11 protein-coding genes are annotated in these 13,786 nt (G+C 68.6%); 6 read left to right on the forward strand and 5 right to left on the reverse strand.

Annotated features, from left to right (window positions below):
* Positions 1-134 precede the first annotated feature (134 nt).
* Together ACYVDK_RS14535 and ACYVDK_RS14540 are read left to right on the forward strand one after the other, a co-directional pair.
* Positions 135-2,177 carry a primary-amine oxidase gene (locus ACYVDK_RS14535; protein WP_460522976.1) on the forward strand — a complete coding sequence of 681 codons (2,043 nt, stop codon included), beginning with the start codon at positions 135-137 and terminating at the stop codon, positions 2,175-2,177.
* 299 nt (positions 2,178-2,476) lie between these two features.
* A complete protein-coding gene (locus ACYVDK_RS14540; protein ID WP_460522978.1) occupies positions 2,477-3,079 on the forward strand; it encodes a TetR/AcrR family transcriptional regulator in 603 nt (200 codons plus the stop codon).
* Positions 3,080-3,299: 220 nt separating this feature from the next.
* On the opposite strand, the gene ACYVDK_RS14545 is transcribed toward ACYVDK_RS14540, so the two are convergent.
* The 3 genes from ACYVDK_RS14545 to ACYVDK_RS14555 form a co-directional block, all read right to left on the reverse strand.
* Positions 3,300-4,292 (reverse strand): alpha/beta hydrolase, encoded by a 993-nt coding sequence (locus ACYVDK_RS14545; RefSeq protein ID WP_460522980.1) that lies wholly within the window; start codon positions 4,290-4,292, stop codon positions 3,300-3,302.
* Between the two features lie 41 nt (positions 4,293-4,333).
* Positions 4,334-5,305: an aldo/keto reductase gene (locus ACYVDK_RS14550; protein ID WP_460522982.1), complete on the reverse strand. Its 972-nt coding sequence runs from the start codon at positions 5,303-5,305 to the stop codon at positions 4,334-4,336.
* Positions 5,306-5,369: 64 nt separating this feature from the next.
* Entirely contained in the window at positions 5,370-6,479 is a 1,110-nt protein-coding gene (locus tag ACYVDK_RS14555) for a zinc-binding dehydrogenase (RefSeq protein ID WP_460522984.1), read from the reverse strand.
* A gap of 55 nt (positions 6,480-6,534) precedes the next feature.
* Between ACYVDK_RS14555 and ACYVDK_RS14560 the strand changes: the two genes are divergently transcribed.
* Complete coding sequence (locus ACYVDK_RS14560; RefSeq protein WP_460522986.1) at positions 6,535-7,908, forward strand: amidohydrolase; 1,374 nt, start codon at positions 6,535-6,537, stop codon at positions 7,906-7,908.
* Positions 7,909-8,089: 181 nt separating this feature from the next.
* On the opposite strand, the gene ACYVDK_RS14565 is transcribed toward ACYVDK_RS14560, so the two are convergent.
* Positions 8,090-8,830 carry an SDR family NAD(P)-dependent oxidoreductase gene (locus ACYVDK_RS14565; RefSeq protein WP_460522988.1) on the reverse strand — a complete coding sequence of 247 codons (741 nt, stop codon included), beginning with the start codon at positions 8,828-8,830 and terminating at the stop codon, positions 8,090-8,092.
* A 108-nt stretch (positions 8,831-8,938) separates the two neighbouring features.
* On the opposite strand from ACYVDK_RS14565, the gene ACYVDK_RS14570 reads away from it, so the two are divergent.
* Positions 8,939-10,033, forward strand: a complete 1,095-nt coding sequence (locus ACYVDK_RS14570; RefSeq protein WP_460522990.1) for an aldo/keto reductase — start codon at positions 8,939-8,941, stop codon at positions 10,031-10,033.
* A 443-nt stretch (positions 10,034-10,476) separates the two neighbouring features.
* Here ACYVDK_RS14570 and ACYVDK_RS14575 read toward each other — a convergent pair whose 3' ends face one another.
* Positions 10,477-11,226 (reverse strand): alpha/beta fold hydrolase, encoded by a 750-nt coding sequence (locus ACYVDK_RS14575; RefSeq protein ID WP_460522992.1) that lies wholly within the window; start codon positions 11,224-11,226, stop codon positions 10,477-10,479.
* Positions 11,227-11,516: 290 nt separating this feature from the next.
* Here ACYVDK_RS14575 and ACYVDK_RS14580 point away from each other — a divergent pair, with 290 nt between their 5' ends.
* Together ACYVDK_RS14580 and ACYVDK_RS14585 are read left to right on the forward strand one after the other, a co-directional pair.
* Positions 11,517-12,488 carry a methyltransferase family protein gene (locus tag ACYVDK_RS14580; RefSeq protein ID WP_460522994.1) on the forward strand — a complete coding sequence of 324 codons (972 nt, stop codon included), beginning with the start codon at positions 11,517-11,519 and terminating at the stop codon, positions 12,486-12,488.
* Between the two features lie 104 nt (positions 12,489-12,592).
* Positions 12,593-13,777 carry a Rossmann-fold NAD(P)-binding domain-containing protein gene (locus tag ACYVDK_RS14585; protein WP_460522996.1) on the forward strand — a complete coding sequence of 395 codons (1,185 nt, stop codon included), beginning with the start codon at positions 12,593-12,595 and terminating at the stop codon, positions 13,775-13,777.
* Positions 13,778-13,786: the final 9 nt, after the last annotated feature.

Here is a 13,786-nt window from a genome sequence, read left to right on the forward strand (position 1 = left end):
CACGGCCCGTCCGCCGCACGCTCCTGAGAAGTGAGCACCGGGCGACTTGACCGAGCGCGCACGCTTCGAGCCTCGCACTGAACGCGTCGGCGGTCGCACTGTTCGCGCATCGCTCCCGCTGCGAGACTGACCCGATGGAGCACCAGCATGCCCAGGCCCACGAGCACGACGCGCAGCACGGCCACGACGCTCAGCACGGCCACCGCCACGACGCGCAGCACGACCATGCCCCAGCGCAGCCGCACCCGCTCGATGCGCTGACCGGCGAGGAGATCGACGCGGCCAGGAGCATCCTGGTCGACGCAGGGCTGGTGACCGAGTCCACTCGGGTGCCGATGCTGCTGCCGGATGAGCCGACGAAGGACGAGCTGAAGGCATGGCGGCCGGGGGACCCGATCGACCGGCGGGTCGACGTCACGCTGCTCGAGGGCACCACGGGAACCGTGACCGAGGTCATCGTCTCCATCACCCACCGCCGCATCGACAACGTGCGCGAGCACGACGCGGCACACGAGCCGTACGGACAGCCGCAGTACCTGTTCGAGGAGTACGAGCGAGCCGAGGCGCTCGTGAAGGCGTCGCCCGGGTGGCAGGCGGCAATGCGGCGCCGTGGGCTCGAAGACCGCATGGAGCTCGCATTCTGTTCGCCACTGGCGCCCGGATTCACGGGCAGGAGCGACGAGATCGGTCGGCGCATCATCCGCTCGCTCACCTTCTTGCGCGACTTCGAGAACGACTCCCCCTGGGCTCACCCCGTCGAGGGGCTCATCGCCCACATCGACCTCGTCGAGAACCGGGTGATCCGCGTCGAGGACGAGGGCGACATTCCGGTGCCCGCCGGATCGGGCAACTACACGCCGGATGCCGTCGGCCCCGCGCGCGAGTCGCTCAAGCCGATAGAGATCACGCAGCCCCAGGGCCCGAGCTTCACCGTCGACGGGTCGCTCGTGCAATGGGAAGGATGGTCGCTGCGCGTCGGGTTCAACGCCCGCGAAGGGCTCGTGCTGAACGACGTGCGCTTCCAGGACCGCTCCGTGCTCACCCGCGCGAGCATCCCCGAGATGGTGGTGCCGTACGGCGACACCACACCCACCCGGTTCTGGATCAGCTACTTCGACGCCGGCGAATACCTCCTGGGCAAGAACGCGAACCCCCTCGAGCTCGGCTGCGACTGCCTGGGCGTCATCCACTACTTCGATGGCCATGTCGCGGATGACCGTGGGCACGCCGTGAAGATCCCGAACGTGGTGTGCATGCACGAGGAGGACTACGGCGTGCTCTGGAAGCACACCGACCTGGCCGGGCACGCCGAGGTGCGGCGATCGCGCCGGCTGGTCGTTTCGTACTTCGCCACGATCGGCAACTACGACTACGGCTTCTACTGGTACCTCTACCTCGACGGTTCGATCCAGGTGGAGACGAAGGCGACGGGGATCGTGTTCGTGGGCGCCGGGCATCCGGGGTCCGAGAACGCGCACGCGACCGAGATCGCACCCGGTGCGTTCGCCCCCGTGCACCAGCACCTGTTCTGCGCCCGCCTCGATGTGGCGATCGACGGGGAGAGCAACCGGCTCGTCGAGGTGGATGCCACGCGCATCCCGATGGGCGTCGAGAATCCGTTCGGCAACGCTTTCACCTGGACGCAGACGCCGCTGACCAGCGAGAAGCAGGCCGTGCGCGAGGCCGACACGTCGGTCGCCCGGGTGTGGGAGGTGCAGTCGACCACACGCACGAACCACGTCGGCAAGCCCACGGCGTACCATCTGCTTCCTGAGCCGACCGCTCTGCTGATGGCCGACCCCGCGTCGTCTGTGGCAGCGCGCGCCGCGTTCGCCACGAAGCACCTGTGGGGCACGGCCTACGACCGTGACGAGCGCTGGCCGGCCGGGCGCTACCCCAATGCCCACTCAGGCGGATCCGGGCTGCCCGAGTACATCGCCGACGACCGCTCGCTCGACGGGGCGGACCTGGTGCTCTGGCACACGTTCGGGCTCACGCACATTCCTCGCCCCGAGGACTGGCCGATCATGCCCGTCGACTACGCGGGGTTCTGGTTCAAGCCGTACGGGTTCTGCGACGTGAACCCGGCCATGGACATCCCCGTGGCGTCGCAGGCGCACGACTCGTGCGCGTGTGACGGTGATGCGTGCGGCAGTGGTGCATGCAGTTGCGCGTGATGCGCGCATCCGCCTGATGCGCCCATCTGCGTGACGCGCGCATCCGCCGAATGCGCTGCAGCAGAGGCGCATCGTCCGGATCGCCGCGAGGGACGCCCGCCGAGCAGTCGAAACGTCGCGGGCCGGAATTGTGGGCCTGAACTGTCGTTGATCTTCGCTGAAGCGACATCTCGGGACCCCAAGTCGATCGTCCAGGCCCGGAGCGAGCGCCGGCACAACGGTCGACGGACGTGCGAACGGATGCCTCAACACCATTCGTCTACACTTGACGACAAAACCCGGCCGGGAACGGAGAGCACATGCCCAAGGCGATCGACCACGACCAGCGCCGTCGGGAGATCATCGACGTCACCTGGGACCTGATCGTCAAGGGCGGGCTGGAAGCCGCGACCATGCGAGAGATCGCCTCGGAGGCCGGCTTCGCCAACGGCGCTCTCAAGCACTACTTCCCCGGCAAAGACGAGATCGTGATGGGCGCCTATCAGCGCTCGATGGATCAGGTGATCGCACGGCTCAATGAGGCGGTGGAAGGCTTGGAGGGGATCGCGGCGTTGCGCGCTCTCGTGCGCGCCACCATGCCGATGGACGACGATGCCCGCAAGTCGGCTCGCGTCCTGCTCGCGTTCTGGGAGCGCGGACTGTCGTCGCAGGCGATCCGCGACTCCTACGACACCCACCTGGAGGGGTGGCACCACGACCTGGCCGTGCTCATCGGCCAGTGCCGCGAACAGGGCGCGATCACGATCGCCACTCCCGACGAGGAGCTGGTCAACGAGATCATCCTGCTGAACGTCGGTGCCACCGTGCTGAGCGCGATCGGCCCGCAGTTCGTGACCCCGGAGATCCTCGACGGCATGATCGAGGATCTCTTCGAACGCATGGGAGTGACTGCAGCGGTCTGAGCCGTCTGAGCGGTCTGAGCGGTCGACTCAGGGCGGTCGGCTCAGGGCGGTCGGCGACCCCAGAGGAGTGGCGGCACAGGACTGTCAGCGACCCAGTGCGGTCAACGACCGAGTGCCGTCAGCGGCCCCGTGCGGTCGGCGACCGAGTGCCGTCCACGACCCCGCGCCGTCCACGACCCAAGACGGCCAGCGACCCGGAGCCGTCAGCTCCCCTAGACGGTCAGCGACTCAGGATGCGTCGCAGCCAGCTGTTTCGCGCGTCGCTCGAGGCCGAGCCGACGATCGAGTCGGGTGAGAAGCCGCCGAACCCGTGATGGGCACCCGCCCACACGTGCAGTTCGCAGTCGCCGCCCGTCGCCCAGATGCGCGACGCATAGTCGACGGCCTCGTCGCGGAAGATCTCCGCAGCGCCGACCTCGATGTACGTCGGCGGCAAACCTGACAGGTCGTCGGCTCTGGCCGGAGCGGCCGACCAGTGAACGGCATCCGTTCCCGCCGCGTCGCCCAGCAGCGCCGTCCACGCGGTGTCGTTGTTGTTGCGGTCCCAGAGGCCGATGCCGTCGTACTGCCGAGTCGACGGCGACACGTTGCGATCGTCGAGCATCGGGGCATCCAACAGCTGTGCGATCAGGGCAGGGCCCTTGCGCTCACGGGCCAGTAGTGCGATCGCGGCGGAGAGTCCGCCACCGGCAGACGATCCCATGACGAGGATGCGTGCCGCGTCGACCCCGAGTTCGCCCGCGTGATCCGAGAACCAGGCGAGCCCGGTGTAGCAGTCCTCCACACCTGCAGGCCACGGGTCCTCAGGAGCCAGCCGGTACTCCACGCAGACCGCGACGACGCCCAGTTCGGCGACGAGCGGCACGACCGACCCGACGGCCATGTACCTGTTGCCGAGCACCATGCCGCCACCGTGAATGGCGAGGACACCGGCGGCACCCTGCACCGGTTCGATCGGACTGACGACGGTGAGCGCGATGTCAGGATCGCCCGCTCCCCTGCCCGGGATGACCAGTTCGCTCAGGCGCACCGGCAGATCGTCGGGCATTCCTCCTTCGGTCGTCGTCGTGCGCTCGACATGCTCACGGCTGGCGATGATGGTGTCGGCGCGCAGCGGGAACGGCTCGAACGTCTGGCGCATGAGTTCCATGCCGGGAAGAAGCGCAGGATCGTACGGCACAGGCGGCAGCGCGGAGTAGGTGGTCCGGGTCATGGTCACTCCTTCGTGAACGGGGGGCGAAACAGGCGGATACGTCAGGGCCCGGCCGGGTCGACGATGTTCTTGTCGGCCCAGAACGGGTCGACGGCCGCGCGGAGTTCGGCGGCGCCGAGCTGCTCCACGAGCTCGAACGCGGCGAGGTTGTCGTCGAGTTGCGAAACCTTCGTCGCCCCGAACAACGTGGTCGCGTTCGCCGGGTGCGTCAGGGCGAACGCGACCGCCAAGCGGGCCGGCGACGTGCCGAGCCGTTCGGCGAGCGCGACGTATTCCGGAAGGTTCCGCAGCAGCGTGGCTCGTACCTCGCCCGGATCCCGCCCGACCTCGCGGGAGAGCTCCGTCTTGCCTGCGAGATATCCACCCTCGAGGCAGTCCGAGGCCTCGAACACGAATCCGTCGGCGAACAACGCCGCAAATGGCTCCCCGTCGGCGATGGACCGGCGGGCGACGGAGTACTTCAGCTGCGCGAAGACCGGCCCGGTAAGGCCCTCGTCGGCGGCGATGCGACGCAGCTCGGCGATGTTCGCGGCGGACCAGTTGTTCACGCCCCAGGCGCGGGTGAGCCCGGCATCCACGAGCTCCTGCATCGCCTGCGCGATGTCGTGCATCGTGAGGTCGTCGCGGTGGATGTCGCCCAGCACCACGAGATCGGCATGCCCGGTCCCCACTCGGAACAGCGCGCGCTCGAGCTGCGTGCGGAATCCGGAGTCGTAGGCATCCGTCCACACCTTCTCGCTGAGCAGGTAGTCGTCGCGGGCCACACCGACCCCGCGGATGATCGCCGAGAACAGCACGTCGGTGATCGCCGGCGGCTGCACGCCGGGAAAGCCGTACACGCCGACGTCGAACAGGTTGACGCCGCGCTCGATCGCCGTTCCGACGAGTTCGACGGCGTCTTCGAAGTCCATGCGGTCGTAGGTGTGCCACGAGCCCAGCGCGAGCGCGGGCACCTGGACTCCGGATGCCCCGAGCACACGCCCCGGCACGGTCTCGGTCGTCTTCACTGTCATGTTCGCTCCTTCGCGAATCGCGGGTGTGTGAGGTGCGGGCTCGGTCACGGCAGCCGGGGGTCGATCACGGCAGCCGGGGGTCGATCACGGCCTTGAGCTCGGTCTGCTCGTGCATGTGCACGATGCATTCGGACGCCTCGCTCAGTCCGACAGGTGCGCTGAACAACTCGTCCCAGTCGAAACGGTTGGCGAACGAGTCGAAGAACCGGATGGCGTGCTCGTAGTCGGAGACGTCGCCATTGATCGATCCGATCACCGTGAGCTCCTTGCCCATGATCCCGGAGAGCGGGAACGGCTGACCGACCGGCCCGGTGCTGCCGATGACGACGAACGTGCCGCGCGCCGCGGCCATGCCGATCGCTTCGGGACCGACGCTCGGCGCGCCGGCGAGGTCGACCACCAGGTTCGCGCCCTTGCCGCCGGTCAGCTCCTGAACCCGCTGCACGATTCCCTCGCTGCCGAGGTCGATGTTCACGACGTGGTGGGCACCGAAGCGCTTGGCCACCTCGAGCCGGGAGTCCGGCCCGCCGACGGTGATCACTGTTCCCGCGCCCGAGAGGCGAGCCACCGCGGTCGCGAACACCCCGAGCGCGCCGGAGCCCTGGATGACCACGGTATCGCCCGCGCGAACCCCGCCGGCGCGGTCGAAGCCTCTGAGCACCGTCTTGGCCGCGCATCCGGCCATGGCCGCCCAGGCATCTTTCACCGTGTCGGGGAGGATGAGCTTCTGCGCGCCTGGCGTGACGTACGCGTACTCCGCCAGGCCTGCGGTGGCGAAGGGAGCCAGGTCGCTGCGCTGCAGGAAGCCGTAGCCGCGACGCTCGCAGAACACCGGCTCGCGCAGCACCGTGCAGCCGTAGCACTGGCCGCACACGGATTCGGACCAGCCGATGCGCTGGCCGAGTTCGATCGAGCGACCCAGTGCATCGTGCGCGCCATCGCCCACGGCGATCACCTCACCGACCATCTCGTGACCGAGAACCATCGGAAGCATGCCGGGGAACGACATCTTGCCTTCCCAGATCTCGATGTCGGTGCCGCAGAGCGTCGAGCACAGCAGCCGCACGAGAGCGGCTCCCGGTTCGATCCGCTCGGGGAGGGGAAGGTTCTGCAACTGGAGAGGTGCACCGTGTTCGACGAGCACCGCTGCTCGGGTGGTGGTGGGAAGATTCACGTGCGTTAGTCTACATGCGTTGACATTCCCGCAACAGACGCGAAATGAGGAATCCGTGATCGAAGACGAGGTCAGCGCCGACCTGGTGCTGCGCGGCGGTCGAGTGCATGTGCTCGACGCGGCAGACAGCCGAGGCGAGGCGATCGCGGTGCGATCGGGACGCATCGTCGCCGTCGGCACGAGCGCCGGACTCGAAGCACTGACCGGTCCGCGCACCACCGTGGTCGAGCTCGATGGCCGCAGTGTGCTGCCGGGGATCAACGATTCCCACCTCCACGCGTCGTGGCTCGGCGCGCTCTGGCCGCGCACCGTCTTCGGCGGCGGCGAACCCGACGACGGCCCGCTCGTGACGACGGATGCCGAGCGCCGCGCCGCGCTCCTGCGCGCTGGTGACCTGCTCGCCTCGCTCGGCATCACCAGCTACACCGAGCCCGGCATCGGCCCCGGTGAGGATGCCGGCACCACCGGCAGTTTCGGATCCGCGGTACTCGACGCCTACCGCCGCCTCGACTCCGACGGACTGCTGCGGGCGCGGGTGAACCTGCTCCTGCTGTTCGGCCTGGTCGACGGTGCGAGCCGGGCGAGCGACATCCTCGCCGGCATCCGGCATACGGATGTCTCCACCCCCGATCCGGAGCGCTTCCGCATCGCGGGGGTCAAGGTGTTCGGCGACGGGATACCGCCGATGCGCAATGCCTATATCCACAGTTGCTACGTCGATGGCTCGCACGGCGCACTGCTGCTCGAGGGCGCCGACGAGGCGCAGCAGGAAGCCGACCTGCGTGCCGTCATCCGCGCGGCGCACCGGGCAGGGCTGCAGGTGGCTGTGCACGCCACAGGCGACCGGACGATCGACCTGGTCATCGATGCGGTGCGCGAGGCGAAGGCGGAGCATCCGGCCGACCTTCGGCACTACCTGGTGCACGCCGACATGCTTTCGGCTTCGAGCACGGCGGCACTGGCTGAACTCGGCATGGGCGCGACAGTGCAGGCCGGCATCGCCGCCTTCACCGGAGAGTGGGCCGACGCGGCCTTCCCCGCGGGCGTCGGGGCCCCATCGTGGCCGTTCCGCGCGCTCCTGCAGAACGGCGTGAACGCGACGCTCAGCTCCGATGCCCCCGTGCTGTCGCCGGACTGGCGCACCGAGATCGCCGCAGCCGACCGACTGCTCGGTCCGGCCGACGACGCCCGCGCCCGGATGCACGAACTCCTGCGCCGCTACACCGCCGTGCCGGCATGGCAAGACGGCGCCGAATCGTGGAAGGGCACACTGGAACGCGGCAAGGTCGCCGACCTCGCCGTGCTCTCCGGCGACCCCGACGACGTCGGACCGGCAGGGTTGCCCGATCTGGCCGTCGAGCTCACCTACCTCGGCGGCGAGGTCGTGTTCGATGCGGCGTCGGAGTCGGTGGAGGCCGCCCGAGCGTGACCCGGCGTCGCCCGCGCAGGCGCCGGCGTCGCTGGGCGCCGCACGTCCGCGAGACTGCACGCCCGCCCCGAGAGTGCGGGGTTTACCTGCTGTTTCGGGGCGGGCGTGCAGTCTCGCGGGGAAGACGCGGTCGTGCCGCGTCGGGCCGGCAGCTGCCGCGTCGAGCCGGAAGCTCGCCACGTCAGGCCAGAAGCTGCCCGCCGTCGACCGGGAGGCTCACGCCGGTGATGCCGGCGGCGGAGTCCGAGGCGAGGAACACTGCGGCTGCCGCCACCTGGGCGGGATCGGCCAGCTGCTTCAGCGGGATGCGCGACACCCACGCCTCGCGCATCGGCGAACCCTCGGGCATCCCGGCCTTCATCATCGGCGTGTCGACCGGTCCGGGCGCGACGGCGTTCACGCGGATGCCGTGTGCCGCCAGTTCGATGGCCGCCCATCTAGTCTGCGCATCCACAGCCGCCTTCGTCGTCTCGTACGCGCCCATGCCCGGAGTGGGCTGCCGGCCTCCGATGGACGAGATGTTCACGATGGCCCCGCGGATGCCCGCCTCGACCATGTGCCGTGACACCGCCTGCGTCACGGCGAACGTTCCGAGGATGTTCACCCGAACGGTGGTCTCGTAGTCCGCGACCGGCAGCGTCATCACATCGCCGTGCAGGTGCAGGATGCCCGCATTGTTCACCAGCACCGCGATCGGGCCGTGCGTCGAGACGATCTCCTGCACTCCCGCGGCCACGGCATCGGCATCGGTGATGTCGAGACCGAGCGCGGTGACACCGAGCTCCTCCGCGACCGCAGAGACTCGGGACGTCGGCAGATCGACCAGCACGACCAGGTCGCCCGCCTCCCGGAACGCCTCGGCGAGGCTGCGGCCGATGCCTCCCGCCCCACCCGTGATCAAGACCGTACGTGTGCTCACCATCGACTCCTTCGAAAACGGCGCTTTGATTTCAGCCGGTACTGTCCCGGCCCTACAGACGTTATTATACAAGCGTAGAAAAACGCTCATCGACGAGCTTCTGGAGGAGCCGTGACCATCGACGACGCCGCAACACCGACCACCGCGATACTGACCACCGCGACACCGACCACCGCCGCGCAGACATCCGCGCCGGCGCCTGCGGGTTCCGATCCCCGCGAGCGCGAGACGACGGAGGGGAGCGTTCCGGCCCGTGCGCTCGGCCCGTCCGGCGAGCAGGTGCCCGTGTTCGCACTCGGATCGTGGAACACCTGGGACCGCATGTCGCGCGACACGGCCATCGCGCTGGTGCGCAGGGCGCACGCAGTAGGTGCGGCCTTCTTCGACGTGGGCAACTACAACCTGGGACCGCATGCGGAGGGGGCGCGCACGGACATCCTCTTCGGCGAGACGGTGCAGGAGGCGGGTCTGAGCCGCGAGGACTACCTGATCTGCGGCAAGCTCTGGCTCTGGGACTACCCCAACACGTCGTTCGCCGACTGGATGCGCCAGTCCCTCGACCGGATCGGCATCGACGATGTGGACCAGGTCGTCGTTGGCGACCACATGGCGCCCGTAGACATCCGCCAGGTCGTGCTCGACGTTCAGGCGGAGATCGACGCCGGCCGCTTCCGTCACTGGGGCATCAACAACTGGCCATACGAGGAGGCGCTGCTCGCGCTGGACTTCGCCGCGGCCGAGGGGCTCACTCCCCCGACGTTCGCACAGCTCAAGTACAGCCTTGCGCGGCGCTCGATGGCCGAGGGCGAGTTCTACGGCGGACTCTTCGCGGATGGACGGCTCGCACTGCAGGCATCCGACGTCTTCGAGGGCGGCATCCTGGTCGGCAAGACGAGTCCGGAGCGCAAGATCGGTGCGGATGTCGGCGGCATCCGGGAGCAGATCATCGCCTCCTGGCCGCGCGTGCGCGACCTCGCGGAGACTCTGGATGCCACGCCCGCCCAGCTGGGCATCGCCTTCTGCCTCGCGAACCCTGCGACGGCCAACGTGCTTTTCGGTGTCAGCTCGTTCGCGCAGTTCGAGGATGCCCTCGGCTCGCTCGATCTGCTCGAGCGGGTCGGCGCGAAGCGGCTGGTGTCCGCTGCGGAAGGCCTCTGGATCGACCGCGACGTCAACCCCGACGGCACCTGGGCGCCGCCGGCCTGAACGGACCGCGGCCGGGCATCCGCCGCCCGCGGCAGCGTCTGGCCTGGGATGGCCGCGTGCAGCTCTGTCGGATGGCCGTCGAACACCCTCTGCCGGATGGCCGCGCACCCTGCCGGATGGCCGCGTGCCCCTGCGAACGGCCGCATACCCCTGCCGGAAGACCACCCTGCGCCCGTGCGGCAAATCGGAGACACGCCGACCGCGACCGCCGGAATCGGCGAACAGCGACCATCGGTTCTGCGCGTCTCCGATTTGCGGCACACGACCACCGGTTTACCGGCGACCGCCTGCGGCTCAGTCTGCCTACGGCGCAGACCACCTCTGGCACAGACCGCCTGCGGCGCAGACCAGCCCCGGCACAGACCACCTCTGGCACAGAGCGCACGGAAGGACCGCCTCGGGCGCAGAGCGCACGGAAGGACCGTCGGCGCGTAGCGCCGCCCCTACTCCGCCAGGAACCCCAAGGCCGCATCGCGGAACTCCGGGGAGCGCAGTGTGCCGTGGTGGTCGCCGGGAACCCGCACGAGAGTCGCGCCCGGTACGCCGGCCGCGAGCGTCTCGACGCCCTGCGCCATCGGATCGTCGGTCCCGGAGAGGAACAGCGTGGGCACGGCGGGCACGTCGACGGCAGGGTCGAACGGTTCCGCACTGAGCGCTTCCATCAGCGCGATCACGCTCCGGGCCTCCAGGCCGGGGATGGTGAGCATCTGGGCGAACATCGCCTGCAACGGATCGGCCGGTTCCCGCTCGCCGGCGACCACGGCCGTCAAAGCATCCGCGTCGAGTGCTGCGAACGGATCCATCGGACTGAGCCCACCGAGCACCAGACGACGCACCCTGCCTGTGGCTGCGAGCGCCCAAGCGAGCCGCGCCCCCAGCGAATAGCCGACGACGTCGAGGACGTCGTGCCCGCTGGCGTCGACCACGTCGGCGAGCGCGTCCGCGACAGTGCCGGTCGTGGCCTCGCCGCGTGACAGCGCAGGCCCTTCGCCATGGCCGGGCAGGTCGATGACGATGGCGCCGCGGCCGCGCGCCGCGAGTTCGTCGACGAAGCCCGCGTCTTCCCAGTCGGCTCGCCCGTCGGATGCGAACCCGTGCACGAGCAGCACCGGATCACTTCCAGGGAATCGGCGCACCGCGAGGATCGGACTCGTCACGTGATCCGTCTCGGCACTTGTAGTTTTATTTTCCACGCTTGTAGAGTATCAAGGGATGACGTCCTCCACCATCGAACACGGCATCGTCGAACCCTCACCATCGAACGTCTCGCTCCGAGCCCCTCGGACATCTGACCCTGGACCCGTGCATCACCTTCACCTCGAAACCCTCGAACAGCTTCACCCCCGAACCCCACGTTCACCCTGTACCTCTCGAACCCATTACCTCTCGAACCCATTACCTCTCGTGCCCTGTACCCCTCGAACCCTGTACCCCTCGAACCCTGTACCCCTCGAACCCTGTACCCCTCGAAAAAGGAGCAGCAATGACCGCTGACCCCACCCGCATCCTCGACATCGCCACCGGCTACATGGCGTCGAAGCAGCTTTTCAACGCCTCACGCATCGGGCTGTTCCGCGCGATCGCCGGCGGCGCACACACTGCTGCAGAGGTCGCGGCCGCGACGGAGCATCCCGAGCGGCAGGTGCGTATTCTGCTCGACGGATGCACCGCATCCGGCCTGCTGGAACGACGCGACGGCCGCTATGAGCTCGCCGCCGACGCCACGACGTACCTCACCGGCGGCGAGCAGGACCTCGGCGCGTTCCTCAACTTTCTCGAGCTCGGCAGCTTCGAGGCCTTCGGCCACTACCGTCACACAGTCGACGCCGACGAGGGCGGAACGCTGGACTTCGACGAGGCGGGCTGGGCGATGTTCATGGCCGGCGTGATGCAGTACAACGGACTGCACGCACGCGGGTTCGGCGAGGCGTTCGACGCATCGGGCAAGAAGTCGGTCCTCGACTTCGGCGGGTTCACGGCCGGGTGGTCGATCGAACTGCTGAAGCGCAACCCCGAGCTCAGGGCCCGCTTCGTCTATCCCGCGGAATCCGGCGAGTTGCTCAAGGCGGCCGCCGCGGAAGCCGGTCTGGCGGATCGCATCACAGTCGAGGCGGGCGACACCGTCATCACCGTGCCGGGCGGCGACCACGACCTCGTGCTGGCCGTGCACGTCATCCATCGGTTCACCGATGCCGAGAACCACCAGATCCTTCAGCACCTGCGGCAGTCCGCCGCGGACGGCGCGACTCTGGCCGTCTTCGACTTCTTCCTCGACTCGCTTCCGCAGCAGCGCGCCCTGGATGCCCGCCACGCCGCCGAGTACTTCAACTTCGACGGCACCGTCGTGTGGCCGGAGGAGACCGTGAAGTCGTGGCTGTCCGACACCGGATGGGCGTTCGAGGGATACGTGGATGTTCCGGGCAGCCCGCGCGTGCTGGTGGCCACTGCGGTGTGATGCGCCTCTTCGCGCTATCGAGCCCCTCGCGACATCGACTCGATCGTGTCATGCTGAGACCAGTGGTCTAACCACTGGTCTCAGCATGATCGAAGGATGCCGATATGAGGGTTCTGATCGTCGGGGCCGGCATCGCCGGTCCGACGCTCGCATTCTGGCTGCGACGGATCGGACACGAGCCGACGCTTGTCGAGCGTGCGCCACGACTGCGCGACGGCGGCTACCTCATCGACTTCTGGGGCGCCGGTTTCGAGGTCGCCGAGCACATGGGAATCGCGCCGCGGCTGATGCGCGAGGGGTATCGAGTACGTGAGCTGCGTGAGGTCTCCGACAGCGGCCGCCGCATCGTCCATCTCGACCCGTTGCGCGTGATCGACGGTGCAGCTGCCGACCGATACGTCAGCATCGCGCGCTCCGACCTCGCCCGGGCCGTCTATGAGTCGCTCGAAGGCGACGTGGAGACGATCTTCGACGACACGGTCGAGTCGATCACGGACGACGGCGACCGCGTGCGGGTCACGTTCGCCCACGGGCCGGAACGCGAGTTCGACCTCGTCGTCGGCGCGGACGGCCTCCACTCCAAGGTGCGCAATCTCGTCTTCGGCCCGGACGTGGAGTACGAGAGATACCTCGGCATCACCGTCGCCGTGTTCGATCTCGACGGATACCGCCCACGTGACGAGCTGGTCGCCGTGACCCACACTCAGGTGGGCGTTCAGTCTCTTCGACTGGCTCTGCGCGACGACGCGACGATGTTCTGCTTCAGCTTCCGCTACGACGGCGAGGTGCCGCAGAACGATGACACTGCCCAGAAGGAGCTGCTCCGCACGCGTCTTGACGGCGTGGGATGGGAGGTGCCCGCGATCCTCGCCTCATTGCCGCGAGCGCGCACCTTCTACCTCGACAAGGCGAGTCAGATCCGGATGCCGACCTGGTCGCGCGGCCGCGTGGCGCTCATCGGGGACGCGGGCGCCTGCCCATCATTCCTGGCCGGCCAAGGGTCCGCGCTGGCGATGGTGGAGGCGTACGTGCTGGCATCCGAACTCGATCGAACGGGAGGCGACCACCAGGAGGCGTTCGCCGGGTACGAGCGGAGACTGGCATCCCTCGTGCTCACGAAGCAGGATGCCGCTATCGGGCTCGGCGCCGCGTTCGCTCCACGCAACCGCGTGCAATTGCTGATGCGGAACACGGTGGTCGGGCTCATGGGCATCCCGTTCGTCGCGAACCTCGCTATGGGCCGCAGCCTGCGCGATCCGATCCGCCTTCCGCCGCCTCCCGGCGGTTGAATGTTGCCC

Source organism: Humibacter antri, assembly GCF_054777235.1.

Coding starts and splice junctions, on each gene's coding strand:
- ACYVDK_RS14535 (WP_460522976.1), top strand. CDS start 135: ATGGAGCACCAGCATGCCCAGGCCCACGAGCACGACGCGCAGCACGGC.
- ACYVDK_RS14540 (WP_460522978.1), top strand. CDS start 2,477: ATGCCCAAGGCGATCGACCACGACCAGCGCCGTCGGGAGATCATCGAC.
- ACYVDK_RS14545 (WP_460522980.1), bottom strand. CDS start 4,292: ATGACCCGGACCACCTACTCCGCGCTGCCGCCTGTGCCGTACGATCCT.
- ACYVDK_RS14550 (WP_460522982.1), bottom strand. CDS start 5,305: ATGACAGTGAAGACGACCGAGACCGTGCCGGGGCGTGTGCTCGGGGCA.
- ACYVDK_RS14565 (WP_460522988.1), bottom strand. CDS start 8,830: ATGGTGAGCACACGTACGGTCTTGATCACGGGTGGGGCGGGAGGCATC.
- ACYVDK_RS14580 (WP_460522994.1), top strand. CDS start 11,517: ATGACCGCTGACCCCACCCGCATCCTCGACATCGCCACCGGCTACATG.
- ACYVDK_RS14585 (WP_460522996.1), top strand. CDS start 12,593: ATGAGGGTTCTGATCGTCGGGGCCGGCATCGCCGGTCCGACGCTCGCA.